This is a genomic window from Petroclostridium xylanilyticum, from assembly GCF_002252565.1.
In the GTDB taxonomy this organism is placed as follows: Bacteria; Bacillota; Clostridia; order SK-Y3; family SK-Y3; genus Petroclostridium; species Petroclostridium xylanilyticum.
The window spans coordinates 266,682-293,093 of the sequence record NZ_NPML01000007.1 but is presented as its reverse complement, the minus strand read 5'-3'; the positions used below and the strand labels follow the sequence as shown (position 1 = coordinate 293,093).

31 protein-coding genes and 1 riboswitch are annotated in these 26,412 nt (G+C 37.2%); of the genes, 26 read left to right on the top strand and 5 right to left on the bottom strand.

The window, feature by feature from the left end; genetic code table 11:
* Positions 1–17: 17 nt before the first annotated feature.
* Positions 18–908 (bottom strand): 4-hydroxy-tetrahydrodipicolinate synthase, encoded by an 891-nt coding sequence (gene dapA, locus CIB29_RS04700; protein WP_094547290.1) that lies wholly within the window; start codon positions 906–908, stop codon positions 18–20.
* Positions 909–1,068: 160 nt separating this feature from the next.
* Positions 1,069–1,246, bottom strand: a riboswitch (Lysine riboswitch).
* A gap of 164 nt (positions 1,247–1,410) precedes the next feature.
* On the opposite strand from dapA, the gene CIB29_RS04695 reads away from it, so the two are divergent.
* Complete coding sequence (locus CIB29_RS04695) at positions 1,411–3,150, top strand: SpoIID/LytB domain-containing protein (protein ID WP_094547288.1); 1,740 nt, start codon at positions 1,411–1,413, stop codon at positions 3,148–3,150.
* A gap of 222 nt (positions 3,151–3,372) precedes the next feature.
* The gene (gene queA, locus CIB29_RS04690) at positions 3,373–4,398 is read left to right on the top strand and encodes a tRNA preQ1(34) S-adenosylmethionine ribosyltransferase-isomerase QueA (protein WP_094547286.1); all 1,026 of its coding nucleotides are present in this window, start codon (positions 3,373–3,375) and stop codon (positions 4,396–4,398) included.
* Positions 4,399–4,835: 437 nt separating this feature from the next.
* On the opposite strand, the gene CIB29_RS04685 is transcribed toward queA, so the two are convergent.
* Positions 4,836–5,201: a helix-turn-helix domain-containing protein gene (locus CIB29_RS04685; protein ID WP_094547284.1), complete on the bottom strand. Its 366-nt coding sequence runs from the start codon at positions 5,199–5,201 to the stop codon at positions 4,836–4,838.
* A gap of 131 nt (positions 5,202–5,332) precedes the next feature.
* Between CIB29_RS04685 and CIB29_RS04680 the strand changes: the two genes are divergently transcribed.
* The 19 genes from CIB29_RS04680 (at position 5,333) to scfB (ending at position 16,245) form a co-directional block, all read left to right on the top strand.
* Positions 5,333–5,584: a helix-turn-helix transcriptional regulator gene (locus CIB29_RS04680; protein WP_094547282.1), complete on the top strand. Its 252-nt coding sequence runs from the start codon at positions 5,333–5,335 to the stop codon at positions 5,582–5,584.
* Positions 5,585–5,710: 126 nt separating this feature from the next.
* The gene (locus tag CIB29_RS04675; RefSeq protein ID WP_094547280.1) at positions 5,711–5,977 is read left to right on the top strand and encodes a DUF6291 domain-containing protein; all 267 of its coding nucleotides are present in this window, start codon (positions 5,711–5,713) and stop codon (positions 5,975–5,977) included.
* A 335-nt stretch (positions 5,978–6,312) separates the two neighbouring features.
* Complete coding sequence (locus tag CIB29_RS04670; protein WP_094547278.1) at positions 6,313–6,906, top strand: hypothetical protein; 594 nt, start codon at positions 6,313–6,315, stop codon at positions 6,904–6,906.
* A complete protein-coding gene (locus CIB29_RS04665; RefSeq protein WP_198543752.1) occupies positions 6,884–7,312 on the top strand; it encodes a hypothetical protein in 429 nt (142 codons plus the stop codon). The genes CIB29_RS04670 and CIB29_RS04665 overlap by 23 nt, the downstream gene beginning before the upstream one ends.
* A gap of 82 nt (positions 7,313–7,394) precedes the next feature.
* Positions 7,395–7,706 carry a hypothetical protein gene (locus tag CIB29_RS04660; RefSeq protein WP_094547274.1) on the top strand — a complete coding sequence of 104 codons (312 nt, stop codon included), beginning with the start codon at positions 7,395–7,397 and terminating at the stop codon, positions 7,704–7,706.
* Between the two features lie 90 nt (positions 7,707–7,796).
* Complete coding sequence (locus tag CIB29_RS04655) at positions 7,797–8,591, top strand: sigma-70 family RNA polymerase sigma factor (protein WP_157910206.1); 795 nt, start codon at positions 7,797–7,799, stop codon at positions 8,589–8,591.
* A complete protein-coding gene (locus CIB29_RS04650) occupies positions 8,563–8,874 on the top strand; it encodes a helix-turn-helix domain-containing protein (RefSeq protein WP_094547270.1) in 312 nt (103 codons plus the stop codon). The genes CIB29_RS04655 and CIB29_RS04650 overlap by 29 nt, the downstream gene beginning before the upstream one ends.
* 115 nt (positions 8,875–8,989) lie before the next feature.
* The gene (locus tag CIB29_RS04645) at positions 8,990–9,460 is read left to right on the top strand and encodes a Wss1p-related putative metallopeptidase (RefSeq protein ID WP_094547267.1); all 471 of its coding nucleotides are present in this window, start codon (positions 8,990–8,992) and stop codon (positions 9,458–9,460) included.
* Positions 9,426–10,259, top strand: a complete 834-nt coding sequence (locus CIB29_RS04640; protein WP_094547265.1) for a glycosyltransferase family 2 protein — start codon at positions 9,426–9,428, stop codon at positions 10,257–10,259. The genes CIB29_RS04645 and CIB29_RS04640 overlap by 35 nt, the downstream gene beginning before the upstream one ends.
* Positions 10,260–10,512: 253 nt before the next feature.
* Positions 10,513–10,722, top strand: coding sequence for a hypothetical protein (locus tag CIB29_RS04635; protein ID WP_094547264.1), 210 nt, complete (start codon positions 10,513–10,515; stop codon positions 10,720–10,722).
* Complete coding sequence (locus tag CIB29_RS04630; protein WP_094547262.1) at positions 10,719–11,021, top strand: hypothetical protein; 303 nt, start codon at positions 10,719–10,721, stop codon at positions 11,019–11,021. The genes CIB29_RS04635 and CIB29_RS04630 overlap by 4 nt, the downstream gene beginning before the upstream one ends.
* A 190-nt stretch (positions 11,022–11,211) precedes the next feature.
* A complete protein-coding gene (locus tag CIB29_RS04625; RefSeq protein ID WP_094547260.1) occupies positions 11,212–11,484 on the top strand; it encodes a type II toxin-antitoxin system prevent-host-death family antitoxin in 273 nt (90 codons plus the stop codon).
* On the top strand, positions 11,471–11,785 hold the full coding sequence (locus CIB29_RS04620; protein WP_094547258.1) for a type II toxin-antitoxin system RelE/ParE family toxin: 315 nt from the start codon (positions 11,471–11,473) through the stop codon (positions 11,783–11,785). The genes CIB29_RS04625 and CIB29_RS04620 overlap by 14 nt, the downstream gene beginning before the upstream one ends.
* An 83-nt stretch (positions 11,786–11,868) precedes the next feature.
* On the top strand, positions 11,869–12,999 hold the full coding sequence (gene tgt / locus CIB29_RS04615) for a tRNA guanosine(34) transglycosylase Tgt (protein ID WP_094547256.1): 1,131 nt from the start codon (positions 11,869–11,871) through the stop codon (positions 12,997–12,999).
* Positions 13,000–13,094: 95 nt separating this feature from the next.
* Positions 13,095–13,601: a hypothetical protein gene (locus CIB29_RS04610; RefSeq protein ID WP_094547254.1), complete on the top strand. Its 507-nt coding sequence runs from the start codon at positions 13,095–13,097 to the stop codon at positions 13,599–13,601.
* Positions 13,602–13,701: 100 nt separating this feature from the next.
* The gene (gene yajC, locus CIB29_RS04605) at positions 13,702–13,983 is read left to right on the top strand and encodes a preprotein translocase subunit YajC (protein WP_094547252.1); all 282 of its coding nucleotides are present in this window, start codon (positions 13,702–13,704) and stop codon (positions 13,981–13,983) included.
* Between the two features lie 57 nt (positions 13,984–14,040).
* A complete protein-coding gene (locus CIB29_RS04600) occupies positions 14,041–14,478 on the top strand; it encodes a TIGR04086 family membrane protein (RefSeq protein ID WP_094547250.1) in 438 nt (145 codons plus the stop codon).
* A gap of 76 nt (positions 14,479–14,554) precedes the next feature.
* Positions 14,555–14,692: a six-cysteine ranthipeptide SCIFF gene (gene scfA, locus CIB29_RS04595; protein WP_094547248.1), complete on the top strand. Its 138-nt coding sequence runs from the start codon at positions 14,555–14,557 to the stop codon at positions 14,690–14,692.
* A 203-nt stretch (positions 14,693–14,895) separates the two neighbouring features.
* Positions 14,896–16,245: a thioether cross-link-forming SCIFF peptide maturase gene (gene scfB, locus CIB29_RS04590; protein ID WP_094547644.1), complete on the top strand. Its 1,350-nt coding sequence runs from the start codon at positions 14,896–14,898 to the stop codon at positions 16,243–16,245.
* Positions 16,246–16,814: 569 nt separating this feature from the next.
* Here scfB and CIB29_RS04585 read toward each other — a convergent pair.
* The 3 genes from CIB29_RS04585 to CIB29_RS04575 form a co-directional block, all read right to left on the bottom strand.
* The gene (locus CIB29_RS04585; RefSeq protein WP_094547246.1) at positions 16,815–17,693 is read right to left on the bottom strand and encodes an ISL3 family transposase; all 879 of its coding nucleotides are present in this window, start codon (positions 17,691–17,693) and stop codon (positions 16,815–16,817) included.
* Positions 17,694–17,696: 3 nt separating this feature from the next.
* A complete protein-coding gene (locus tag CIB29_RS04580) occupies positions 17,697–18,020 on the bottom strand; it encodes a transposase family protein (protein WP_157910205.1) in 324 nt (107 codons plus the stop codon).
* Positions 18,021–18,214: 194 nt separating this feature from the next.
* On the bottom strand, positions 18,215–19,225 hold the full coding sequence (locus tag CIB29_RS04575) for a LacI family DNA-binding transcriptional regulator (RefSeq protein ID WP_094547242.1): 1,011 nt from the start codon (positions 19,223–19,225) through the stop codon (positions 18,215–18,217).
* A 282-nt stretch (positions 19,226–19,507) separates the two neighbouring features.
* Between CIB29_RS04575 and CIB29_RS04570 the strand changes: the two genes are divergently transcribed.
* The 5 genes from CIB29_RS04570 (at position 19,508) to CIB29_RS04550 (ending at position 26,400) form a co-directional block, all read left to right on the top strand.
* Positions 19,508–20,125, top strand: coding sequence for a hypothetical protein (locus tag CIB29_RS04570; protein ID WP_198543751.1), 618 nt, complete (start codon positions 19,508–19,510; stop codon positions 20,123–20,125).
* 1,297 nt (positions 20,126–21,422) lie between these two features.
* On the top strand, positions 21,423–23,054 hold the full coding sequence (locus CIB29_RS04565; RefSeq protein WP_198543750.1) for a class I adenylate-forming enzyme family protein: 1,632 nt from the start codon (positions 21,423–21,425) through the stop codon (positions 23,052–23,054).
* 140 nt (positions 23,055–23,194) lie between these two features.
* Positions 23,195–24,766, top strand: a complete 1,572-nt coding sequence (locus CIB29_RS04560; RefSeq protein ID WP_094547236.1) for an acyl CoA:acetate/3-ketoacid CoA transferase — start codon at positions 23,195–23,197, stop codon at positions 24,764–24,766.
* Positions 24,767–24,793: 27 nt separating this feature from the next.
* Entirely contained in the window at positions 24,794–25,531 is a 738-nt protein-coding gene (gene fabG / locus CIB29_RS04555; RefSeq protein WP_198543749.1) for a 3-oxoacyl-ACP reductase FabG, read from the top strand.
* A gap of 26 nt (positions 25,532–25,557) precedes the next feature.
* The gene (locus CIB29_RS04550; RefSeq protein WP_198543764.1) at positions 25,558–26,400 is read left to right on the top strand and encodes a 3-hydroxyacyl-CoA dehydrogenase family protein; all 843 of its coding nucleotides are present in this window, start codon (positions 25,558–25,560) and stop codon (positions 26,398–26,400) included.
* Positions 26,401–26,412 lie beyond the last annotated feature (12 nt).

The following is a 26,412-nucleotide window of genomic DNA, read 5'->3' as shown; positions in this document are numbered from 1 at the left end:
ATTTTATTCATAGTTGACTATTTAAGAGTAAACCCATAGTCAACAAGCGCTTTTTTCAAAATCTCCAGGTTTTTTTCCGACATATCGGTTAATGGCATTCTTAATTTACCTACATTATATCCCAGAAGATTCATTGCAGTTTTTATAGGTATAGGATTAACTTCAATAAATAATGTATTGATCAAGTTTAACATTTTAAGCTGAAGGTCTTTACTTCCTGTTACGTCACCTTTTAAATATTTTTCTACCATATCATGGGTGTCTCTTGGTGCAATATTTGCTACCACAGAAATAACACCTTTCCCACCTAAAGAAAGAAGAGGTACAATCATATCATCATTACCGGAATATATGGCTATATCATCTCCGCAAAGAGCAGCCATTTGAGCAACCTGAGAAATATTACCGCTTGCCTCTTTAATACCCACAATATTCTCAACTTTAGAAAGAGTCTTAAGCGTTTCAGGAGTGATATTTAGTCCAGTCCTACCGGGAACATTATATAATATGATAGGAATTTTTACGCTGTTTGCAATTGCAGTAAAATGTTCGATCAGGCCTTTCTGAGTAGTTTTATTATAATAAGGGGTTACAAGCAGGAGGCCATCAGCACCAACTTGTTCTGCGTACTGGCTTAGTTCAATACCGTGCTTTGTATCATTACTACCGGTTCCTGCAATTACAGGTATTCTTCCGGCAACTTTTTCAACAGTATATTTAATTGCTGCCTTATGCTCCTCATCGGGCATTGTAGAGGCCTCGCCAGTGGTTCCACATATTATGATAGCATCGGTCTTTTCAGCTATCTGGAATTCTAATAATTCCCCCAATTTTTCAAAATCCACCCCATCATCGGTAAACGGAGTAATAATCGCAACTCCAGAACCGGTAAACAATGTTTTTTTCATAAAACGACCTCCTAAAATAATTTTTACTTCAGTCCAAAAGGCTGTAAGAATGACATAATTTTTAGGTATAAATAAAAATAACTGGTTAGGAAAACCAGCTGCTTTTGAACATTATATACATGCACTTATATGTATATGACTTAGCGCAATTATAATTTCAATTACAGATAGCTCTCCATCAAAAATATTGATGACAGTCGGACAGTTCTTAACTGTACAACCAGGACCCAACTTACCGATCAGTTAAATCCTTCGGCACTTTTTCCTTTCAATACAAATCATTGAAAACCGGCTTTCTCATTGTACATACTTATAAAAAGTGCGCCTCTATCTAAATCATATTCATTTTTTAAAATATCATACCACTTATATTTAATGGTGTCAAACTTTTTTTTATTATGGGGTGTATATTTTTTAGTTGATGAATATTATTCCTACACTTAAGCTATAAGGCTAAGAGCCTGAAAAATTTACATATAATTATGGAGGAAAAAAGCGAAATATGTCGAATAAGTTCTATTGTATAAAAAGCGCACATCAAGAAGTAAATGTAAGGGAGTTGAAAGTAATGGGATTTAAGAAAAAATTAGCAGTTGTTTTTTTAGTGAGTGTTATGTTAATAATGAATATTTCAGCTATACATGGCTATGCATATAAGGATTTACCAGAAGATATAAGAATAGGTATTTATTTTGAGAGGTCAGCTGTTGCAAGTACAACTATCGGTTCACAAACCGGCTTTGAAATAGGATACGAAAAAGACGGACAATTTGTAAGTTTATTCAGTGATGCAGCTGTCAAGGCTTTAGTAGTACGTAAAGATACTTTTTTTGCTAAAAACGGAGATCAAATGCAGGAATATTCTCTAAACGGTCCAAATATTCCCCAGGGGAAAAAATATGGTCCTTACCATATACAATTAGAAGGTAATTATTCTAATTATGATTCAGCTATGCAACAAGTTGATTCACTAGGTCAGAAGGGCTTGAAAGCATTTCCGGCTTTTACTGGCGGTTCTTTTAAGGTCTGGACAGGACTGTATACATCTCAACAGGAGGCCCAGGATGCTTTGGAACAGGTCCAAAGGCTTGCAGAAGGGAAAAATTGTAGTGTGATTACGCCGAATTCTTCCAGAATCCAGATACTTTTACCAGGAAAAGAAGAACCGGAACTTATATTTGAAAATAATCCGTTTTCACTTTTAGTACAACCACTGCCCGGTAAAGGACAAATACCATTGGTGAATATAAATGGGAAAGATTATCGAGGCGGAGTAGAATTCAAAAGATTTAGCGATAGTGATATGACTGTAATCAATGTGGTAAACTTTGAGGAATATCTGTATGGCGTATTACCATATGAGATGGGAGGAAGCTGGCCGTTGGAAGCACTAAAGGCACAAGCGGTTGCAGCCAGGACATATGCAGCTTTACACATGAATAAGTATGCAAAATATGGTTTTAATCTGTGTTCTACCACAGCAAGTCAAGTATATGGCGGATATAAGGGGGAGCAGCCCAATTGTACGAAAGCTGTAGAAGAAACCAGAGGGAAAATCCTTACTTATAATGGAAAACCTGCCTATATTTATTATTTTTCTACCAGTGGAGGTTATACCGAGGATATAAGAAATGTTTGGGGAGGTCCTGGGGTTCCTTATCTTGTAGGTGTTGAAGATAAATATGAGCCTACCGAAAAGGCAGATAGAGGGATCTGGAAAATTGAGATGACACCTGAAAAAGTAGAAGAGCTGTTGAAGGCACAAAATTATGATTTGGGAAAAATTATATCTATTAAGCCTATTGAATATTCTGCAGCCGGGCGTGTAATAAAACTGAGAATAACGGGTACCAAAGGGGAACACACTTTTGAAAGGGATAAGACAAGAACCATTTTTGGAGCGAACTTTGTAAACAGCCAGTACTATACCATTAGCACCGACAGTGACATCTATGCTGCCGGAAAAAATGTAAAGAATCCGACACTCACCACAGGATCTGAAATTAAGGTTATAAGCAGCAAAGGAGTTACTTCCATTAACCCGTCTATAGGAAGACTTTATACTAAAGGTGCAAATACTAAAAAAAGTTATGCCATAACTCCGCAGTTGTACACTTTTAATGGTAAAGGATGGGGACATGGTGTAGGCTTAAGCCAGTGGGGAGCAAGGGGGATGGCTGAAGCAGGATTTAAGTATGATGAAATTCTTACCCATTATTTTCCCGGAACACAGGTAGAATAGCGTTGATTTTATAAAATATTTGATGTAATATTTATTGCTGTGTGGAAACAATATTACTATATAAGTTGCGATAAAGATTTTATATTTACTATTGACCTATATGTTGCAAAATCATTAGTGCATTATGTATTATAATAATAAAGAGTTCACAGCATATCGATTCCAGATATGGTAAATTTCTGTGAACTATAAACTATAAACTGTATAGGAGACGACGTTTAAATGAAGCTAAAAGACTTTTATTATCATTTACCGCAAGAATTAATTGCGCAGGAACCTTTAAGTGACAGACAAATGTCACGCCTTATGCTGGTAAATAAAAAAACTGGACAAGTAAGCCATGATATTTTCAAAAATATTATTGAATATCTGAATCCTGGAGACTGTCTGGTATTAAATGATACCAGGGTGATTCCTGCAAGATTGTATGGAACTAAAGAAGATACAGGAGGAAAAATAGAATTTGTATTGCTTCATCAAATCAGTAAAGATGAATGGGAAGTTATATTAAAACCCGGAAGAAGAGCAAAAGTAGGTTCAAGATTTGTATTTGGGAATGGCGAACTACAGGCAGAAATAAAAAAGATTGTAAACGACGGAAATCGTATTGTGAAGTTTGAGTATGATGGAATTTTTGAAGAAGTATTAGACAGGTTGGGAGAAATGCCTTTACCTCACTATATTACAAAAAAGCTTGAAGACAAGGAGCGTTACCAGACAGTTTATTCAAAACATAAGGGATCAGCTGCTGCACCCACTGCAGGGCTGCACTTTACACGTGAACTGCTGGAGGAGATTAAACAGAAGGGGGTAGAAGTAGTTTTTATTACCCTTCATGTCGGATTAGGAACCTTCAGGCCTGTAAAAGTGGAGAATATCCTCGAACATAAAATGCATTCTGAATTTTATATAATAAGCGATGAAGCTGCCAAAAGAATTAATACATGCAGACAAAGCGGCGGTAGAATCATTGCTGTCGGGACAACCAGCTGCAGGACGCTGGAAACAGCCGCGGGCCAGGATGGCTTCGTTGTTGGCAGTAGCGGATGGACTGATATCTTTATTTATCCGGGATACCAGTTTAAGATTGTTGATGCTTTAATCACTAATTTCCACCTGCCGGAATCTACTCTATTAATGTTGGTTAGTGCGTTTGCGGGAAGAGAAAATATTTTAGACGCATATAATACTGCTGTAAATGAGAAATATAGATTTTTCAGTTTTGGTGATGCAATGCTCATAGTTTAACAGATTTTTTTCAGGAAACACAAAAGCTCGAAAGCCCTTATACCAAGCGGTATAGGGGCTTTCTGTTATTCTTCTGATTTGTATAAAAATCTGTGTTCAAGACCATTTTTGAAGCGAATTGATACGATTTTGCCGTTTTTTATACAAAAGTTTTTAATGTGTCCTATGGACTGTCCGCCGGACAATCCGCAGGACTATCCTATAGACAATACATAGGAAAATCCTTGGACAGTCCATAAGATGCGTTATACAATAGAAATTTAAAGCGTATCGATATGTATGCCAATGAATATAGAAACCTATCCGATACCTTATTAATACCCTATCGAGATACAGACCGTTGGACTGTCCTATGTATTGTCCCCGTGACAGTCCTACGGACAGTCCATAGGACAGTCCTGGGACTGTCCTATAGATAATCCTTGAATAATCCAATGCTATTCTTTTATATTGCTTAGGTAAGAAATGCAATTTCTTTCCTCTGCGCTTATATAGTCTTCAAGCAAGCCCCATATAAGCTTACGGTCTCTTTCAGATGCTTTACAGTAACCAGATATAAGAACATTTATTTCTGGGTCCGTTTCTATTGATATAGTGGAATAAGGCGCAAGACCTAAAAGATAATCAACGGAAACATTAAGAGCTTTTGCAATTTTGATAATAAGGCTTATTGTAGGCATGTGAACGCCGTTTACATATCTGGAAATAGTAGCCTCTGGTATATTGGATTCGTCCGCAAGCCATTTTTGATTTACCCCGCGCACGCTCATAATATGTTTTAGGTTTTCGCTGAATGTGAGCATATTTATCCCTCCAATTGAATTATATTATTTGCTTACATACTTATCAATATTTTTATGTTTTTTAATAACCTTATTGACACTTACGATTACGTAAGTTAAAATCATAATAAAGACGTATAGGAGGTGTTAAAATGAATAGCATAGAGCTTAAATTTGCCCGACAGAGAAAGTGCAGAACACAAAAAGAAATGGCCGATATTATCGGGAAATCGCTTAATACATACGCAATGAAGGAGCGGGGCGAAGTTGCGTTTTCCCTTGATGAAATCGTCACTATTTCTTTGAGTTTGGGACTCACAGCCGAACAAATTAACGATATTTTTTTTGATGGCAACTTACCGTTGCGTAAGTACGATTGCGTAATTACCCCTCCCATAACCTAATTGTAGCTAACAAGAGCCGTAAGTGAAATAGAGTATAGTTGATGATTAGAATCAAAAACATCTATTTTTATTGCAGGAAAGAAACTGCAACATACAAATAGGCCATGAGGAGGGGGAATTAAAAACGTGAGCACAAAAAAGAGTTTTATTCTTTACCATGATTACCGACAGCATTTAGAATTGCTTTCCGATGAGGAAAAAGGAAAATTGCTCATGGCATTGTTTGATTATTCTGAGGCCGGAATACTTCCCAATTTCAACGGTATGTTGAAAATGGCCTTCTCTTTTATTAAAGCACAGATTGACCGAGATGCGGCTAAATATGCTGCCGTATGTGAGAAAAACCGGGAAAACATACAACGGAGATGGAAAAAAGAAGATGCCGAGGCATAGAAACGTATAGGAACGTATACCAGCGTATACCACTCTATACTAAATGTACCGATACTGATATTTATAATGATACGGATAAAGATAAAGAAAATGGCACAGATAAGGGGGGTTATAGGGGGGAGGTGCTTTGTGACAGTCCCAGGAATGTCCTACGGACTGTCCTTAGGATTGTCCATAGGACAAAATTTAATTAACAGCCACAAGCCGCTAAAACTGGTCCGGACGTTCATTTTACCGGGTTTTGATTGATTTACCGGTTGTCTCCTCTAATGAATGCGGTTTTAGCGGTTTGTGGGTATTAATAAACCAAAAATAACAATTATGGAGGGTTTGAAATGAGAATACCGGAAATTGTCCCACTAACGCATGACTTGTTTTCTCCATTGTTGGAATTGGAGGAACAGGCAAATAACAAAAAGGCAGAATTTCAACAAGCAGTTAATAAGCTCAATAAGCATGTCTTAAGAGTTGAGACGAGGATTAACCAGGAACGAGAGACTATTAAAAATAGGTTGTTTGAGCTTGACCGGGAAGAAAAGGAGCTTCAAGAGATAATACGGGAAATAACAAAGAAAAAGCTTGAAGCGTCCTTACGCAACACCGCCTTTGATGATGAAGGAGAGCTTCAAACAGTCAAGGCGCGAATATCGGAGATTCCGCAGGAGCAGGAGGCATTAAAAGAGCTTTTGGAAGAAATTAAGGTATCATCAGAAGAAAGGGAAAGATATAACGAGCTATACGACATAGCCAGGGGAAAAGGACAGGAAACCAATGAAGCGATGAAACAAAGATTTCCGGAGATTAAGAAGGTTTTTACTGTAATAAATGACCAATTTCAAGCTTCTGTTTGGAATGAGGGCGGTTTTTCTTACGAAAAGGCTTTAAGCAGCGCAAGCAATAAAATATATGAATTACAGAAAGGGGAATAAAACCATGAAAAGAAAAACTAATGTTCGCCAGTCAATGGCAGACAAAGCAAGGGAGCGCATGATTACCCGCCATGATGGGAGAAATGCTCATAGGACCACAGCAGAGGAGGCAAGAAAACGAATGATTGCCCGGCATGATGGAACCGCAGCCGAGGACACACAAAAGGCGATTGCTGATTCTATGCGGACCGTTACAGATGAAGAATACCGCGCAGCTATTGAAGGGCTGGAGATAGAAGCGACACTTGACGAGATGTTCAAACGAGCCTATAAGGACATATACGGCGGCAGTAACGCACAAGAGAAACCGGAAAGACAACAGCAGCGGACCGCAGACGAGGCCAGGGCTGCCATGATAGAGCGCATGAGCGGAAACTGCCCGGACAGGATACCGGGCGGGAAATAATTCCGAGTAAATGTCACACCATAAAAAAGGGGCAGGAAGAGCATTTTTCAGGCGATAAGACAATAAAAGGGAGGGAAAATCCATGGAAAACAGGCTAAGAGAAATTTCTGAAGAAGCTTACAAGATTAGCCAATCATTTACCCCGGAAATATCCACTTTGAAAACCTCAGAGGACGTTAAAAAAATTGCACTTGCCATTGAGGAAATAGATTTAAAATTTGATGAGCTGGACGATTTACGATATAAGGCCATAAGGATATGCAGCAGCTTTATTAAAGATGCCGTCTCCAGGGTTGGCCGGGAGGCTATAGAAAGGCTTTTGCAAGAAAATGAAGATGACGAACTGTCACGGAAAAGGGTATCCGTTATTTTACGGGACATAATGAACGAATAAAAAAAACAGGAGCCCCCGCTCCTGCCCTGTGCTTAATGGCTTAATTATATGGATTTATTCCATTATAACGCAGGGCGGGAGGTGCTACAAGTGACAAATGAAGAATTGGCTTTGCTTATACAAAGCGGATGCCGGGAATACATACCGCAGTTATGGACCCAGGTTAAACGCTTTGTTTTCATGAAGGCGGGACAATACGAAAAGCATTTATCCGGATGCGCCGCCGATGGGGAGGACCTCCAGCAGTCCGGATATTTTGCCATGATGGAAGCCGTAAAATACTATAGTCCTGAAAAGGGATATAAATTCATTACATACTTGGATTTTACATTAAAAAAAGCATTTAGACAGGTTGCGGGAATTGAGAGCAGCCGCAGGGATGCGGCACTTTTAGCGGTTAGCCTGGATGAGCTCATAGGGCCGGATGATAACGACATAAGGAGAATTGACCTTATTGAGGATACCGCCGCGCAAGCCCCATTTTATAAGCTTATGGAGCGGGATTCTCTTAACGAGGCAAGGAAAATCATAGAAAAGGCACTGGAGAGGGTAAACGAGCAAGCCCGGCAGCTTATAATACTAATCTATTTTGAGGGGAAAAGCCTAACGGAAGCGGCAAGTATAGCGGGATATTCTTCACGGCAGGCAGCGGAGCAAGCGCATTATAACGCCTTGCGAAAAATCAGGAACAGCAGCGCAGCCGATAGACTAAAAACCGTTTTAAATGACTTAAGCGAATTTGATTTATATTCAGAGGCATTAAAGGGAACAGGACTAAAGCCTTTCCGGGAACATTGGGAAAGCTCAACCGAAAGAACAAGTATAAAGCATATGGCATATGAAAGGAGAAAAGCCCATGACAACCAATTTAACGAAAGCATATGAAATGCGTTTTCAGAGTCTTAAAAAGCTTATGGCCGACTATCACACAAACGAACAGGCAAAAAGGATAATTGACCAGGCATTAAAGATTTATAATTCTTTTTATCCTGATTCCGTGCCTTACAACACATTCAGGAAATTTTATATTGAGCGGTCTGGCGTTTCTGTTCGCCAGATTTCCGAAGAATGCAATATTAATCCCAGGACGGTATATAAACATATTGATAAAGTATTACATGACCTGATGCCCATTGTTTACGGCGTGGACGGTATTTTATTTGAATGACGCTTTAAAAGCCTTTTTAAGCGTCATTATATGCTTAGCCTATATTATATTGTCTGTCTATGTCAAATAAAACGATGCCAGACGGCTATAAATTGACTTAAAGAGGGTTTATAGGATGTTATGGAGAGATGGAAACCAATATTATAAAAGGCTTAGGCAAAAAGGCATTATTCCGGAGGAATACCCAGATTTAAAATATAATGCCCAGCTTAATAACATTGTGCATAGTTGCATTTCAATTTTTCGTAGCCGGGTTAAAGCCGTAAGGTTAAAGCTTGTTTATTTGTACTCAATGAAAAGGCAGCATAAGCAATTTAATAATCTATTGGGGATATGTAGCAAATTTAAAACCGGAGGTTACACAATAGGAATAGCAATAGAAGCCCTGGAAAGAGGGGAAAATTATTCCATAGCGGTTTTTTTGCATGAATTGGCACACATGATAACAAGCCAAGGCCACACAAAGGAATTTTATTTAAAATTGAATGAGCTTATAGACCAATACAACCGCGAAACCGGTAAGGAAATAAAGGCTATAGGGGGGCGAGAAAATGCCAAAGATAAGTATTATAATACCCGTTTATAATGTTGCTCCATACCTTAGAGAATGCTTAGAGAGTATCCAAGAGCAGACATTCAAAGATTTTGAGGCGATTCTTGTCGATGATGGCAGCACGGACGGCAGTGGGCAAATTTGCGATTGGTATGCCAGCAAATACAAGCGTTTTAAAGTCATACATAAAAGTAACGGCGGCGTTTCGTCTGCCCGTAACATGGGATTAGATATAGCCCAGGGGGAATTTATAGGATTTGTAGACCCGGACGACTTTATAAGTCATGATTTTTACGAAAAGTTATTGCATAGGATAGAGAGCAGCGGCGCGGATATATCTATAAGCGATGTAAACGTGATAAATAAAAATGGTTTTGCAATAGCTTTTTTTGAACAAACAAAGGCACAATCAAGAGAAAGCTATGCCGGATCCGATATATTTAGAGCCTTAATGAAAGGTGAAATTGCAGGGAGTTGCTGTGATAAGCTTTTCCGGAATTCGCTATTTTACAATACGAGATTTAATGAGGCAATTTCAAAGGGGGAAGATACCGAAGTATTGTTACGAATTTTACCTAAGACAAAAAAAGCAGTATTTGAGGGAAAAGCAAAATACTTTTACAGGATGCGAAAAGGAAGTTCTATACATTCAAATTACACATTTCAAGAAATATCACAAGTATTTTTAGTTTCCGACCTAATTGGCACTACAAAGGAAAAATATTTTCCTGAAGCCGGGGGAGAATGCGAGTTTTTTCAATGGATGATAAAAACGAGCGGTATAATAAGGTTATTCGCGGATAAACGCGAAAACCGACAGTGTATAAAATAATGTAATTAACAGGAGCGGGACAGTTTCCCCGCTTTTTTTATATTCATAACTGTCATTCTTACCAATAAAGCAAGAAAAATTGTAATTTGCGTAAGTTAGATTGTAAAATGGGTAACTTTAATTTACATCATAGAAACCACAGGATAGAATGAAATTAACGGGAGCCCGTCGGCACAGGGGGAAAGATGCCGCCTCTTTTATATAGATTGTTCTTTGAAAATTCAATTATGGTAAGGTAAAAGGGGGCAGCAAAATGGCAAAGATTATTAATCTTTGTACAGTTAAAACATCGGAAAGGCGCAGCAAAGAATACAAAGTGTCTCCAGAAGCACTTTTGACCGTTCTTAAGAGGATTAAAGATACTGACCCGCACGGATACAAGAACATCATTAAGGCGGTTTGTATTTATGGAGATATTCCTATACAACATCTTATAAAGATGAGTAGGGAGGCAGCGCGATGATAAGAGCCATTGATTATGCAAAGGTTGAGACGCTTTATCCGTTTCTTGCCAAACGGATTGGCGAAAATAAATTTCAAGATGCAAAAATCATAAGCATTTACCAGGACATGAAATATTCATGCCTTTGGATAGACCTGCAAGGGCCAAATATAGGTTACGCAGGTTGGGCCGTTGCAAAAGTACAGATGACCCCAAATTGTAAGAAGTCTGCAATGCTTTTGGAATTTGAGGAAGTGGACGGACGGTCTATTATGTGTCATGATATGGGAATTCATTATATGCCCTTCAAATCGATTTAAGACCGCCAAGCAGCGTTTTATTTTGCACTGACGATATTTAATACCTGTTCAAGAAAAAATAGGCCGTATATGGCCTTTTTTGTTTAATAAAAAATAAATGTCAAATTGGTAATAAGTGTATAGCTCTTTTCTTGACAGCATATCAATATTTCGATAAAATTTGAATATAATAAATGTGGAGGTGGATAAAATGCCGATTATTAGACCAAGCTCAGACTTAAGAAACAACTATAACGAGATTTCGGAGTTTTGCCATAAATACAAAGAACCGGTATATATCACAAAGAATGGTACGGGAGACCTTGCGGTTATGAGTATTGAAACATATGAAATGCTTGTCGGAAAATTTGAGTTATATACTATGCTTGAAAAGGGATTGGACGATATTAAACATGGGCGCGTAAAACCTGCAAATGAAGTATTTGCACGGATAGAAAGCAGGTTGCGAAATGCTAAAGTATAATCTGGTTATTGCGGAAGCTGCCGAAGCGGACCTTGATGAAATTGTGGACTATATTTCATATGAGTTAAAAGAGCCAACTACGGCTTTAAAACAGCTTGCAAGAATACAGGAGGCTATGGCGACTTTGGAAGAATTACCGGAACGTCATAGCCTTGTGCAAGATAAATACTTGGCAGCGAAAGGAATAAGAAAGCTGCCGATAGATAATTACCTGATATTTTATACCGTGAACAAAAGCACAAATACAGTTAACATTGTCCGTGTTCTGCATGGTAGACGTGATTGGGAAAGCATATTATAGCGCCTATCCTGCTTCCCGTGAGCATGGGTGATGCGATGTTTATATATTAAGATTTAGATTAAAAAAGTTAAGGAATGGTGTCAGTGTTTAAATTACTCAAGGTGAATGGAAAAGCTAGAAGGGGAGAGTTTCATACTCCGCATGGTGTTATTCAAACCCCTGTTTTTATGAATGTAGGAACACTTGCAGCAATAAAAGGTGCGGTTTCAACAATGGATTTGAAAGAAGTAGGCTGCCAGGTGGAACTTTCAAATACTTATCACCTTCATCTGCGGCCCGGGGATAAGGTTATCAAGGAACTAGGCGGGCTGCATAAATTTATGAACTGGGATAGGCCAATTCTTACCGATAGCGGCGGCTTCCAAGTATTCTCACTGGCAGCACTGCGAAAAATTAAAGAAGAAGGAGTATATTTCTCTTCGCATATCGATGGAAGAAAAATTTTTATGGGTCCGGAAGAAAGTATGCAAATACAATCCAATTTGGCATCTACCATTGCTATGGCTTTTGATGAGTGTGTTGAAAACCCTTCAACCTATGAATATACAAAAGTATCCTGTGAACGGACAGTCCGCTGGCTGATTCGCTGTAAAAATGAGATGGAAAGATTGAATTCCCTTCCTGATACCATTAATAAACAGCAAATGCTGTTTGGCATCAACCAGGGCGGTATATATGAAGACCTGAGAACAGAGAATATGAAGCAGATTGCTGAACTGGACCTTCCCGGATATGCCATTGGAGGGCTTGCAGTAGGGGAGAGCCATGAGGAAATGTACAGGATTATAGATGTGGTAGAGCCTTACATGCCGGTCAATAAACCAAGATATCTAATGGGTGTGGGCACCCCGAGCAATATACTTGAAGCTGTATCACGGGGTATTGATTTTTTTGATTGTGTAATTGTTAGTAGAAACGCACGGCATGCCAACTTGTTTACCGAACATGGTACAATGAATCTATTAAATGCAAAATATGAGTTGGACGATAAACCGATTGACCCCGATTGCGGCTGTCCAACATGCAGGCATTATTCGAGAGCATATATCCGCCATTTATTCAAGGCGAAGGAAATGTTAGGGATGCGGCTATGTGTACTTCATAATTTATATTTTTATAATAAGCTAATGGAGAATATAAGAAATGCAATAGAGAATGAACAATTTCAGGAATACAAGAAAAAGAAGCTTGCAGACTTTAGTAATAGGTTATAATAATTTTATTGTCCGCTGTTCACAGTTTGTAGTTCAGGGAGTTATTACTTGATATCATTAACTGTGAACTTCTTATAGAAGTAGGAGAACATGATATGTATGACAAAGTGTATGGAAGATTGTTAAGATGTATGAGTCCTTTTCACCATAAGGTATTGAGATTTAATTATGATCTGCCGTTAGAACAATTGAAAGAAATATTGAAGACCATTGTTGAAATAATAGACCAGAGTTACAACCTGGATATTATATGCAAATCCCAGGACAGGTTGGAGTATGACGGTAGGGCGTGCAAAGGATATAAAGAATTGACATTATCGGAACTAAAAACCATATTTGATGACGAACAATTGCTATATAACTTTGGGAATGAGCATGCCTGGATGAAAGTAGGACTATTCAGTGAAAAACTGGACTGGTATTTAAGAATATTTATCGAGGATGAGAAAAACTTGAGTCGATTAGAACCCAAGATAGGGAATGTAGAGGTATATGCCTGTGATGATGTAATCGCAAAAATAGCAAAGCAGCTGGAAGATCAAACTGTGGGACATATGCTTATTGAAGGAGCCAAAAAATACATTGAAGAAATTTATATTTAGGTTTATTTAGCATTTGTACTTGAAGGAACAGCATAGAAAAGCTATAATAAATTAAGGCTGTTAATTTAGCATAAAAAAATATGAAACGGAGGTGTAATGAATGCCACAAGAAACTAATATTTTTGCAATCTTAATACCGTACATCATTATTTTTGCCGTGTTCTATTTTATATTAATTCTGCCCCAGAGAAAAAAAGATAAGAAGATTAAGGCCATGCTTGCTGCTTTGAAGGTGGGAGATGAGGTTCTAACCATCGGAGGAATCTATGGTAAGATTGTAAATATTAAAGATGATATTCTTACAATAGAGGTAGGTGCTGATAAAACAAAGCTAAGAATTGCCCGTTGGGCAGTAAGAAGTGTAGAAAATTCTGCACAATAAAGTCATAAATTGAATTCCTCCGAATAAATTTATAGTACGGAATAATTATTCGGAGGGATGATGGTGGGAAAGGCTGATTTTTCTTTTCAAAATCTAACTTCAGAAAATGGGGTAAGTATAAGTACTATTTTAAGAGGAGTAATTTTAGCATATATTATTACGTTATTAATTTTCTTGATATTTGCAGTATTTATTACTTATACCAATTTCCCGGAAAGTGCAATACCAACTGTTGTTGTAGCTACAACGGTAGTAAGTCTAATTATTGCAGGTGCCGGAGTTGCAAAGAGGGCAAAAAGCAAGGGCTGGCTTAACGGAGCAATAGCAGGTATTACTTATATGATAATATTATATTTTATAAGTTGTCTTGCTCTTACAGGCTTTGTTTTTGACAAATATGTAATCTATATGCTAATTTTAGGATTATTTACTGGTGCTTTCGGAGGTATTATAGGTATTAACCTTAAGGAGAGCAGTTCAAGAATAAAAAAGTGAGAAATAAAAAATACTTTTCATAAAAAAAATAATATGCTATAATACCATTTGACAAAAAGTAGAGGGGGAAGTCTTAATGAAACATATAAAAACGCTTAGCGGTGCTACACTGAAAGATAGTGCAGCTCATGGCGGATGCGGCGAATGCCAGACTTCATGCCAGTCAGCTTGCAAAACTTCGTGTACTGTAGCAAATCAAAAATGCGAGAAATAATTAAAAAATTTCTTGGTAAAGTACATAATCGGGGACATTCCTCGGCGCAGGAGAGGTGTGTCTTCGCACCTTAGATCTATATAATTTGCAGTAGCCCAGGCGGTGCCTGGGCTACTGCAATGAGTAGGGGAATTAAACGATAAGGGGTTACTCAGTAAATGGGAGATAAACTCCTGCAAATTAGATTAGTGAGGGAAAGTTCAATGATGCACAAATTTTCAATGAATGGTATTAATATCGTACTGGATGTCTATAGTGGAGCAGTGCATATAGTAGATGATATTGTCTATGAGGTGTTGGACCACTATATTCAAAATAGTAGGAACGATATTATAAAAATACTAGGAAACAAATATTCGGTTGAACAATTAGAAGAAGCGTACAATGAAATTGCTGAACTTCAGGAGAAAGGGTTACTGTTTACCCATGACCCATACCAGGAATATATAAATTTTTGGGACAAACAGTCGGTTGTAAAAGCCCTATGTCTGCATGTATCCCACGATTGTAATTTGAGATGTCAGTATTGTTTTGCTTCTACCGGCAGCTTCCATGGTGATAGGTTGCTGATGAGCAGTGAAGTGGGGAAAAAGGCAATAGATTTTGTAATAAATAATTCTGGGAAACGTCGAAATATTGAAATTGATTTTTTTGGCGGGGAACCATTGATGAATTTCAATGTAGTGAAGGATGTTGTTGAATACGCAAAGGCTCAAGGAGCAAAATATGGAAAAGAGTTCCGTTTTACCATTACTACCAATGGATTGCTGCTCAATGAAGAGATAAAAAAATATATAAATGAGAATATGTCTAATATTGTTTTAAGCCTGGATGGGACAAAAGAAGTAAATGATGAGATGAGAGTCAGGGTTGATGGTAGAGGTTGTTATGACGATATTGTCCCTAAATTTATTGATATGGCAGATTCCAGGGGACAGGATAATTATTATGTAAGAGGTACATTTACAAGAAAAAATCTTGATTTTGCAAAAGATGTGCTGCACCTCGCAGATTTGGGTTTTAAACAAATTTCTGTAGAACCTGTGGTTGCGCCAGAAAGTGAAGGGTACGCATTGAAGGAAGAAGACCTGCCTGTATTATTTAAAGAGTATGAAAAGCTGGCGATAGAGTATCTTAATAGGAAAAAACAACAAAAAGGATTTAATTTTTTTCATTTTATGATTGACTTAACACAGGGACCATGTGTAGCCAAAAGACTTTCCGGATGCGGTTCCGGATATGAGTATCTTGCTGTAACGCCGGAAGGGGATATATATCCCTGCCACCAATTTGTAGGAAATCCGGATTTTAAAATGGGTAATGTAATGTCTGGAGAATTTAATACAAATATTCAGAATAGTTTCCGGAAATCTAATGTTTATACTAAAGAAAAATGCAAAGATTGCTGGGCCAAATTTTATTGCAGTGGAGGATGTCCGGCAAACGCATACCAGTTTAACGGAGATATTAATGAACCCTATTCAATTGGATGTGAGCTGGAGAGAAAGCGTGTTGAATGCGCATTAATGATACAGGCTGCACTTGCACTATAGTCTTATACCTTAAAACAACAGCTACAGGTAAAAAATGTGGAGCTGGTTTTAATTAATACTAATATAACCTATTGTGTTAGTTTAAATATGGTGGAAAGAACGTTGCGGAAAGGCTCTAAGCCTTGTAGCTTCGTTCTTGGAATCATATTTAAACTATATATGTTGCAAAAAAGATTTTACAGAATCGTTCAGGAACGTGACATGAGGAAGGTTTGAAACCACTGAAAAAGTTCGATTTGGCAGGAAGAAGAGGCAAGACTCGGGGACTGGACCTCTTGTCTTGTGTGGTTTTTACAAATGTACGTGATACTCGTCCGGCAAGTCACATTCCTTCTTACGTGCTTTTATGTAACATTTTTGGTTCAACGATAAATTTTGTGATAGATAGCACACCTACTCTGTCAAGAGATAGTCTACAGGAAAATTATTGATATATCTTCCTGTAAATTGGAAACATAAGTTTTCCTACATTCCGTATATTTTCCTATGTATAGCTATTATCCCTATATAGGATAATTATAGCAATAACAGTAGTTATATGTATCCTAAGCACCTTGAAAACTAAAAATTTAAGCACATTCAAATTCGTATTTTACTCTAATTTCCCAATTATCACGGTTACGATATCCATAGGCTCTACGCTTAATGTTTTTAACCTTATGGTTATTGCCTTCTGTAGTGCCATTAGATATCGGATAGTCGTAATAATTTAGGATATATGGCATCCAGTTATCAAGAGTTTTTATGAATTCCTTTAGCTTAGGAATATCATACTCTGCTACCAGGTCTTTGTAATATGATAAGAATGCTAAAGCATCTTCCTTGGTTGTAATATCAAAGAAGATCCTGAATTCTTCTTTGAGGTAATGAAGATTTTCTAACTCCTCATATTTTGAAAAAGCCATCAGCAGATTGTTATATTCCTCAGCGCTAAGGTCTTCTATGTTTTTTAATATAGCCCAGCGTATTTTAAATACTTCACCTTTTTCGCCATGCTTACGTGCATGATTTTGAATATGCTTTCTTTCATCATCTACACAGTTATGAAGATGTTGTGATATATGGAATCTATCTATAACCGGCTTTGCATTGGGCAGGCATTCTAATACCGAATAGCAGTAGCTTTTGCTCATGTCCATAGAAATTGCTTCAATTCCAAGCCTTACATCTTCCGGTAAACTTTTAAGGTAGGATACTACATCTTCCTTCTTTCTACCGGAGAGAATAGCAACTACCTTACCGGTTTCCTGATTATAGATGATCGTATCATAGTTATGGCCTTTTCTAGTGGCGATATCATCAATACCTAAAAGTCTAAGTGGCCCAGGCTTACATGCTGCAAGGGATTCTTTTGCATAATGGCTGTATATCCTTTGGCATGCGCCTTCACTAGCGCCTACAATATTACTGACATTTTTAATAGTGTTTTTATGGGCTAGCGTAAAGATATATTACTCATAGGCAATAGTATAACGCTGATATTTTCTGATAAAAGCAAAGTATTCATCAAATGGATGTTCTGGGTTACAATCGCAGACATAACGCTTTTTCTCAAGCATGATAACCGTATCCATGCCCCATATAGGCAGATGCTTATATGTCTGATACCTTTTGTCATGCACGGTATACGTGATACGACCACAATGGGGACACACGGCAAAATCAAACGCAGATATTGCAAATACTTCAAATATACCATTATTTACATTGGAATAGATTACCTCTATCCCTTGCAATCCAATTAGTTTTCGGATAATATCATAATTGGTATTCATATCCGATACACCCCCTTTTCTATTTTGGATTGCACTTAAAATCATAAGGGATGTATCGGATTTTTTGTACTCTTTTTACCAGTGGACTGGTAATGTAATTTATGGTGAATCTATCGTTTCACAAAATTCGTGGTTGAACCACATTTTTAATGCAACTTATATAGCACAACGAGTTTGATATAGCACATGTGATTTCAATGGATTGATCTGGTAGTCTCTCTAACTACTAATTGGGGATTCAAAATAATTTTTCTATATTCGCACTGTTCATTATTAATACGTTTTAATAGGAGTTCTGCAACCATCTTTCCCATTTCATAAAATGGTTGCCTTATAGTGGTCAGGTTAATGCTGGCTGTTGATGATATAGGTATATCGTCAAATCCTATTATACTTAAGTCCTCTGGAATTCTCATCTTCATTTTTTTGTATGCTTCGATGATTCCGATAGCCATAAGATCGTTTCCTGCCACTACTGCAGTAGGTTTATTTTCTTTTCTTTTAAGCAATGATAGCCCATATTCATACCCTGTCTCCATTTTTAAATCTCCGTGGGTTACAAAATCTTCGCGGTATTCAATACCAAAGTTTTCTAGTGCATTTTTATATCCGTTAAACCGTTCCACGCTTGATGTAGAATTGACTGGACCGGTTAAAATTGCTATTTTGCTGTGTCCCAGTTCTATTAAATGTCTTGTTGCTATATAACCTGCCTGAAAATTATCAAGTATTACTACATCACCTTCAAAGGATTTAAGATATCTATTTAAAAGTACGACTGGACAATTCATGGATTTTAAAACAGAATTAAGATTGTCACTTTCCATAGCTGATGTCATAACAACACCTGCAAAGCCATATTGTTTTGCAGCTTTGAGATATAATTCTTCTTTTTCTGTACTATACTCGCTATCGCACAAAACAACCATATAGCCATTTTGACTTAATATATTTTCTATAACCCATGTCAATTCAGAATAAAATGGGTTTCTAATATCTCCAATGATCAAGGCAATAATATCTATCCGTCCAAGCACTAATCCTCTGGCAAGAGAATTAGGTTGATAGTTATAGATGTCTATTATTTTTTTTACTTTTTCCCTAGTAATCGGGTTAACGTTAGGGTTATTAGTGAGTACTCTTGATACTGTTGACCTTGATACACCGGCTATTTTTGCGATATCATTGATAGTGTTTTTTTTCATTAAAGCGCCTCCTTTCCTTCTAAGGTAGTGTCAAAAATTTTATCAACTTTTGACCTGTACCCTTTGATTTTATTGACTTTTATTTAAAATTTATCTTACCCCTATAAAATTGGAAATTGAGAATGTATAGATTTGAAAAGAGAAAGGTACTTTCCCCCTTTTATCTGGTATAATGTTGTTGTGAAGACTAACACCCCAGAAAGGAGATAAGTACCTTTGAACAACATTATATCAGTTTTACTACTATACATTCAATTACAATATCAAATTATTATATATCTTATGTGTTGCGTTCTTGGCAAACACTCTCCCCGCAAGTATTACGATGAGCCTGTTAAAAAAACCTACCGTAAGCTTGTGGTAGATGAAATGCCTATTATTAAAACCCTTGAGAAACTTGATTACAAAAAGCTTATTGCTGATCAGCTTAAAGCTACTGGCAAACTCATTACCCCAGTGAAGAGAAGGAAACCTTCTACTGTCCCTGAAACTATAACCTGCCCCAGGTGTAATGCCTCTCATGATTACCTGTACGATAATACAGGCGGCAGAGGTCAGTATTTATGCAAGGTTTGTGAGTGTACCTTCAATAAGAAGAACTACTATCTCAAAAACCTTTTATTCTGCTGCCCTCACTGTGGTAAGGTTCTTACTCAACAAAAGCAGCGTAAGGACTTTAATATCCATAAGTGTAAGAATCCTAAATGTCCATATTACCTTAACAAACTTAACTCAATCTCTTTTGTTGCCTATTTTAATTTTCTAAGGCCACACTCAACATTGGAAGGTAAAGTTCCAGTAGTATTGGAAGAACTATCTGCACTTCCCAATATGCCTGCCAGATGGCAGATACTTATTAAGATGCCACAGGCCTATATTGAAACACAACAATCAGCTTAATCATTTTCTCTATATAAATAAATCAAAAAATGATATAGCAGTAGTCACCGGATCTGTGGAGTTTGTGGGTAACCTGTGTGCAAAGTGTTGGCAACATGCTTTTCGTTGTCAATGCTTTGTGCACAGGTTATCCATGCCCCGGGCGGGTTATCCATAAACTCCATAGGTCTATTAGATAGTGCCTCGCCATTCAGGAACATGCCATGGCACATTCCTTCTTCGTGCAAATCTTCAGTATTTAAATCTCAAAGTGCAACATTACAATTTTTGTTATTATTGGTAGCTCAACCCCTTCTAAACCAATATATTTATAGAATTATCCCTAATTTAAATTTAGTTTAATAAAATGGCAAGAAAGCTCTAAAATATAAAGTAGGTTATGGTTTGGAATCGATTTCAATATTCAAGCTAATTCCTTTACTGAAATAATAACACATTTTATCTGAGTAATTCAATAAACATATTAATAATTTATCATACATTTAATTTTTACAAAGTCAAAAAGTAATGCAATAGCAATTATAGACAAATTTGAAGAAGAATCGTGCTATAAAATTGTTAAATTTTTAATGTGAATAAGATTTTCAGAGCAAATCAATGGAAATGATACATAAATAAGCTTAATACAGAATTTTGCTATTTGCAAAAACGTATATGCAGAAAGTATAATCCCATATTTGACACTTGACGAATACAAAAAGCCTGATAAGGCTTGATATTAAAGGGTTTCAGGCTTTTGATTAAATAAAAAATTTGCGTAGTTTTTTAAAATTCTTGCTAATGCTGCATTTGCTGTCATTTAACAAATCGGCAGATATGATTTGAAAATTAAGATTAAAATAATAAAATCACTAGAAAATACGCACTTTTAGAAAATCAAATTTGACACAAAAATGTGCTATTTTCAAGGCTTTGAGCACTGTTTGAAAAGTTGCAACTGTCAAAGACCCGAGAATTTTGCTATTTGCAAAAACGTATATGCAGAAAGTATAATTATTACAACAATACGATATTCTTTGCAGTATTTTTATAGATATAATCTTAGAAATTAATTATCTTTTATTGATTGTTAGGTTCAGCAATCAATTGTGTTCCAGGTAATAATTTCAAGAATGTATTTTAAATAAATTTGGGATCGGTTCCAATAGTCTAGCATAGAGATATTTTTGATTCTTTTACAACCTTGTTGGTCTACTAGGGAAAAACGTTTTCGATGTTTTATTTTCAGTAATATTAGTTCCAGGCGGTTTATTAGCAATTATATGTTTTTATGTTTTATAGAAGGAAGGTAATCCTTATGAATTCAACAGATATTGGTGTTTGGCCGCTCAACATCGTACAAGGTATGATAAAAGAGGTTTATAACAATATAGAATATGATGTTTTTGAGGAAAAGCCGGATAACCTATATATGAGTCTCGTCAATACGGCAAATTTATATCCAGATAAACTGGCACTTATAGAGCAGAATAGAAAAGTGACTTTTAGAGAATTTAAGGAATTGGTGGATATAGTTGCTTCAAATCTTTATTCCATTTATGATGTAAGAAAAGGTGATAGAGTAGCTTTATTAATGGTTAACAGCATAGATTTTTGTGTATCTTTTTATGCTTTAGCGAAATTGGGATCGATCTCAGTACCTTTAAGTACAAAGTCTAAAAGTACAGAATTAATCCATCCTTTGAAGGATTCGGGGGCAAAAATTTTGATCTTAAATGAACAATGGTGGAAAAATGTTAAAGATATTATTCATTTAACCTCGATAGAATATTGTATAATATCAGGTAGTAAATGCTGCAGAAATATTAATGGAAAGGTAATGGAGACATTATATAAAAAAGAAGAAGCTGGCATTGGTATAGAGTACGATTTACCAAAAGCTCATGATCCTGCTGTTATTATGTATACTTCAGGTACAACGGGATCACCAAAAGGCGCATTACTCTCACATTTTAATATTTTACATGGCGTTATCAGTTACAAAAGAATTTTTAATTTAAGCTCTGATGATAGTACAATTATTGCTATTCCAATATTTCATATCACGGGACTTGCCGCACTTTTAGCTTTATTTGTTCATATTGGAGGGACGATATATCTTTTACCGTATTTTGATGCTCAAAAAGTGCTTGATGTAATTAAAACCAATCATATAACCTTTCTACATGGTTCACCAACAGTATTTATACTTCTTCTTGAACAGTCTAGAAATTTTGGAGAATTAAAAAGTTTGAAAAAAGCTGCATGTGGCAGTGCCAATATGCCCCCTGAAGTTTTAGCTAAAATCAAAAGATGGTTGACACATATGGATTTTCATACCGTTTATGGTCTTACGGAAACAAGCTCTCCTGCTACTGTTTTTCCAACAGATGTCTACAGCAGCAGCAAAATTGGCTCATCGGGGTTACCTATCCCTGGACTTGAAATAAAAATTGTTGATGAGCAGGGAAATCAACTTTCTCCTAATGAAGTTGGTGAGCTCCTGGTAAAGGGACCGGTGGTTTTGGAAAAGTACTGGAATAATACTGAAGCCACTGCCAATAGCATAAAGGATGGATGGTTTAAAACGGGAGACCTGGCGAAAATTGATGATGACGGGTATATATACATTTTAGATAGGAAAAAGGACATGATCAATCGTGGTGGAGAAAAAGTTTATTGTCTTGAAGTTGAAAATGTTTTATATGACCATCCTGCCATTAAGGAGGTTGCGGTCATAGGAGTACCGGATTCTGTATATGGGGAAGTGGTGAAAGCGGTTATAGTTCTCAATAAAGGATGTACACTTACAGAAAAAGAAATTAGGGAATGGATGAGTAAAAGGCTGGCTAAATATAAAATTCCCCAATATATTCAATTTATTGATGATATGCCGCGTACCGATAACGGTAAGATAAGTAAAAAGCTAATTCGGGAAATTTATGGTTGACATTTAAGTACAAACGAAGGGTTTTATAGAAATTTGGGAACGATTCCATTAATTATTAATGTGCTGAAAAGTCTAGAAAAGAGTATTGCAATAATTTTTATTATACATTCATTATTAACTTGATACATAGGGGTGAGAAAATGAAAGCAAAATTTATTAGCAGTAAAGAAGCAGCTGCAATGATAAAAGATGGTGCTACCATTGCTACTGTTGCCATGACGTTGATAAGTGCATCTGAATCTGTGTTAAAAGCAATAGAGAATAGTTTTCTAGAGACAGGAAGACCCAAAAATCTAACTTTACTACATTCTGCCGGTCAAAGTGACAGAGTCCGTGGAATACAGCATCTTGCCCATGAAGGATTGGTGACAAGAATCATTGGTTCTCACTGGGGACTTCAGCCAAGATGGATGGAGATGATAGCAAATAATAAGGTGGAGGCATATTGCATGCCCCAGGGACAAATTGCACAACTATACAGGTCAATGGCATGCGGGCTACCGGGAAAATTATCTAAAGTGGGCTTAAGAACATTTATTGACCCAAGGTTAGAAGGTGGTAAGATGAATGAAAGGACCAAAGACCTGCCTGACCTGGTTGAAGTTGTAAATTTCAAAGGAGAAGAATATCTATTTTACAATGCAATACCGCTTGATTTTGTCATAATCAGGGGGACTACTGCCGATGAAATGGGAAATATTACTACCGAAGAAGAAGCCATGAAACTTGAAGTCCTTCCTGCGGTTTTAGCAGCTAAGCGTTTTGGGGGGAAGGTTATAGCCCAGGTGAAGAGAGTGGCACAAATAGGGACGCTTCATCCTAAACAGGTTGTTGTCCCGGGAGTTTTTGTGGATGCAATCGTAGTTTGTGAAAATCCAATGGAAGATCACAGGCAAACCTCTTCATGGTACTTTGACCCCGCATACTGTGGTGATATAAGAGTCCCTGTGAGCAGCATCAAACCACTGCCAATGTCTATCAGAAAGGTAATTGGAAGAAGGGCTATGATGGAACTTAAAAAGGATACTATCATTAATCTTGGCACAGGAATACCCAATGATGTAATAGGCTCAATCGCCGCAGAAGAGGGTATATCCGATGATATTATGATAACGGTCGAATCAGGCATATATGGAGGTGTTCAAGAAGGGGGTATAGATTTTGGGATAGGAAAAAATTTATATGCCATGATTGAACATCATGCTCAGATGGATTTCTATAACGGAGCTGGGGTTGATTTTACCTTTATGGGTGCAGGTGAGATGGATATTGAAGGAAATGTCAACTCTACCAAAATGGGTAACCGGTGCACAGGAGCCGGTGGGTTTATAGATATTACGCAGAATGCTAAACACGTTATTTTCTGCTCTACGTTTACCGCAAAAGGTTTGGAAATTAATTTTGATGGTGGAAAACTGAATATAGTGCAAGAAGGCTCAGTAAAAAAATTAGTTAGTAAAGTTGGTCAAATATCCTATAATGGATTGCTAGCCAGGGAAAAAGGACAGAGAATGCATTTTGTTACAGAAAGGGCGGTATTTGAATTGAGAAAAGAAGGACCGGTTCTAATAGAAATTGCACCCGGTGTAGATTTAAAAAGAGATATACTTGATCAAATGGAGTTTAAGCCTATCATTGATAAAGATTTGAAGATAATGGATTCAAGGATTTTTCAGGAAGGAAGTTTTGGTTTAAAAGATTTATTAAAATAAATTAAAAATAGAAAGAAGGGTTTATTGATGAGGTTAAAAGATAAAATTGCCATTATTACAGGAGCAGGCCGGGGGCTGGGAAAAGGAATCGCTTTAAAATTGGCCAGAGAAGGAGCCAAGGCTGTAGTAAGTGATATTGATGTTGAAAATGCCAATAACACCTGCAAGGAAATCCAGGAATTTGGCGGTACAGCCATAGCAGTACGGACCAATATAGCTGTAAAAGAAGATGTTGATAAATTATTTAAGGAAACAGCAGAAAAGTTTGGCGACGTTGATATATTGGTAAATAATGCTGGTATCAATAGAGACAGTATGCTGCACAAAATGACCCAGGAACAGTGGGACCAGGTAATAGCAGTAAACTTAACCGGCACATTTTATTGTACCCAAACGGCAGCAAAATTAATGAGAGAAAGGCAGTATGGAAGGATTATAAATATAGCATCTGCCAGCTGGTTAGGCAACATTGGACAGGCCAATTATGCTGCATCCAAAGCAGGGGTGGTAGGTCTTACAAAGACTGCTGCAAGGGAACTGGCAGCAAAAAATGTAACTGTAAATGCTATATGTCCCGGCTTTATAGATACGGATATGACAAGGGGAGTGCCTCCGAAAGTATGGGATATTATGATCAGTAAAATACCTGCAGGGAGAGCCGGAAAACCGGAGGATGTTGCGAATCTTGTAGCCTTTTTAGCTTCAGATGAAGCATCATACATTACCGGTGAAGTCATTAATGTAGGTGGTGGAATGGTCTTATAAATCAGAAAGGGGGGGTGAAAATGGAAATTAAAAAGGTTGCTGTCGTAGGAGCCGGCTTAATGGGCAGCGGGATAGCCCAGACGGTAGCCCAGGCAGGAATTGAAGTAATCAATATAGACATTTCCAACGAGCAGATAAAAAATGCCAGGGATAAGATAGCTGCAAATTTGGATAAATTGTTACAAAAGGGTAAGATGACGTTTGAAACGATAAATAACATATTAGACAAGTTAAGTTACAGCAACAGCTATGAGGGTGTCAAGGGAGCCAACTTAATCATAGAAGCAGTACCCGAAAAAATGGATTTGAAGAAAAAGGTATTTAGTGAATTAGATAAATTAGCAGATGAAAATACAATCATTGTTTCAAACACATCAGGTCTTAGTATATCTGAAATGGCATCAGTTACTACAAGAGTTGATAAGATAATGGGAGTACATTTCTTTTACCCAGCCCCCATTATGAAATTGGTGGAACTAATCAGGGGACTGGGAACATCCGATGAGACTTTTAATATAGTAAAGGAATTTTCATTAAAAATCAATAAAGAACCGGTGGAAGCACCGGAATTGCCGGGTTTTCTTGTTAACAGGATACTGGTACCAATGATGAATGAAGGAGCCTTTTGTGTGATGGAAGGCGCAAAACCCGAGGATGTGGATAAAGCAATGAAGCTTGGGGCGAACCTTCCTATGGGTCCACTGGAACTAGCGGATTTTGTTGGACTTGACGTTATGCTTGCCACCATGGAAGGCTTATACCAGGGCTTTGCCGATTCAAAATACAGGCCGTGCCCTCTAATCAAAACTTTGGTGAATGCCGGTCACCTTGGAAGAAAAAGTGGTAAGGGATTTTATGAATATAAATAATGAACACTGGGG

What these genes read in the sequence shown, in the direction of transcription:
- CIB29_RS04665 (WP_198543752.1), top strand. Translation starts at nt 6,884, where the DNA reads ATGAATTACAGAAAGGGGAATAAAACCATGAAAAGAAAAACTAATGTT.
- CIB29_RS04620 (WP_094547258.1), top strand. Translation starts at nt 11,471, where the DNA reads ATGCTAAAGTATAATCTGGTTATTGCGGAAGCTGCCGAAGCGGACCTT.
- CIB29_RS04570 (WP_198543751.1), top strand. Translation starts at nt 19,508, where the DNA reads ATGTGTTGCGTTCTTGGCAAACACTCTCCCCGCAAGTATTACGATGAG.
- CIB29_RS04565 (WP_198543750.1), top strand. Translation starts at nt 21,423, where the DNA reads ATGAATTCAACAGATATTGGTGTTTGGCCGCTCAACATCGTACAAGGT.
- CIB29_RS04630 (WP_094547262.1), top strand. Translation starts at nt 10,719, where the DNA reads ATGATAAGAGCCATTGATTATGCAAAGGTTGAGACGCTTTATCCGTTT.
- CIB29_RS04645 (WP_094547267.1), top strand. Translation starts at nt 8,990, where the DNA reads ATGTTATGGAGAGATGGAAACCAATATTATAAAAGGCTTAGGCAAAAA.
- CIB29_RS04580 (WP_157910205.1), bottom strand. Translation starts at nt 18,020, where the DNA reads ATGAATACCAATTATGATATTATCCGAAAACTAATTGGATTGCAAGGG.
- CIB29_RS04660 (WP_094547274.1), top strand. Translation starts at nt 7,395, where the DNA reads ATGGAAAACAGGCTAAGAGAAATTTCTGAAGAAGCTTACAAGATTAGC.
- CIB29_RS04560 (WP_094547236.1), top strand. Translation starts at nt 23,195, where the DNA reads ATGAAAGCAAAATTTATTAGCAGTAAAGAAGCAGCTGCAATGATAAAA.
- CIB29_RS04680 (WP_094547282.1), top strand. Translation starts at nt 5,333, where the DNA reads ATGAATAGCATAGAGCTTAAATTTGCCCGACAGAGAAAGTGCAGAACA.
- fabG (WP_198543749.1), top strand. Translation starts at nt 24,794, where the DNA reads ATGAGGTTAAAAGATAAAATTGCCATTATTACAGGAGCAGGCCGGGGG.
- scfA (WP_094547248.1), top strand. Translation starts at nt 14,555, where the DNA reads ATGAAACATATAAAAACGCTTAGCGGTGCTACACTGAAAGATAGTGCA.
- CIB29_RS04600 (WP_094547250.1), top strand. Translation starts at nt 14,041, where the DNA reads ATGATGGTGGGAAAGGCTGATTTTTCTTTTCAAAATCTAACTTCAGAA.
- CIB29_RS04625 (WP_094547260.1), top strand. Translation starts at nt 11,212, where the DNA reads ATGCCGATTATTAGACCAAGCTCAGACTTAAGAAACAACTATAACGAG.
- dapA (WP_094547290.1), bottom strand. Translation starts at nt 908, where the DNA reads ATGAAAAAAACATTGTTTACCGGTTCTGGAGTTGCGATTATTACTCCG.
- scfB (WP_094547644.1), top strand. Translation starts at nt 14,896, where the DNA reads ATGATGCACAAATTTTCAATGAATGGTATTAATATCGTACTGGATGTC.
- CIB29_RS04650 (WP_094547270.1), top strand. Translation starts at nt 8,563, where the DNA reads ATGACAACCAATTTAACGAAAGCATATGAAATGCGTTTTCAGAGTCTT.
- CIB29_RS04575 (WP_094547242.1), bottom strand. Translation starts at nt 19,225, where the DNA reads ATGAAAAAAAACACTATCAATGATATCGCAAAAATAGCCGGTGTATCA.
- CIB29_RS04640 (WP_094547265.1), top strand. Translation starts at nt 9,426, where the DNA reads ATGCCAAAGATAAGTATTATAATACCCGTTTATAATGTTGCTCCATAC.
- CIB29_RS04610 (WP_094547254.1), top strand. Translation starts at nt 13,095, where the DNA reads ATGTATGACAAAGTGTATGGAAGATTGTTAAGATGTATGAGTCCTTTT.
- CIB29_RS04635 (WP_094547264.1), top strand. Translation starts at nt 10,513, where the DNA reads ATGGCAAAGATTATTAATCTTTGTACAGTTAAAACATCGGAAAGGCGC.
- yajC (WP_094547252.1), top strand. Translation starts at nt 13,702, where the DNA reads ATGCCACAAGAAACTAATATTTTTGCAATCTTAATACCGTACATCATT.
- CIB29_RS04670 (WP_094547278.1), top strand. Translation starts at nt 6,313, where the DNA reads ATGAGAATACCGGAAATTGTCCCACTAACGCATGACTTGTTTTCTCCA.
- CIB29_RS04695 (WP_094547288.1), top strand. Translation starts at nt 1,411, where the DNA reads ATGTCGAATAAGTTCTATTGTATAAAAAGCGCACATCAAGAAGTAAAT.
- queA (WP_094547286.1), top strand. Translation starts at nt 3,373, where the DNA reads ATGAAGCTAAAAGACTTTTATTATCATTTACCGCAAGAATTAATTGCG.
- CIB29_RS04685 (WP_094547284.1), bottom strand. Translation starts at nt 5,201, where the DNA reads ATGCTCACATTCAGCGAAAACCTAAAACATATTATGAGCGTGCGCGGG.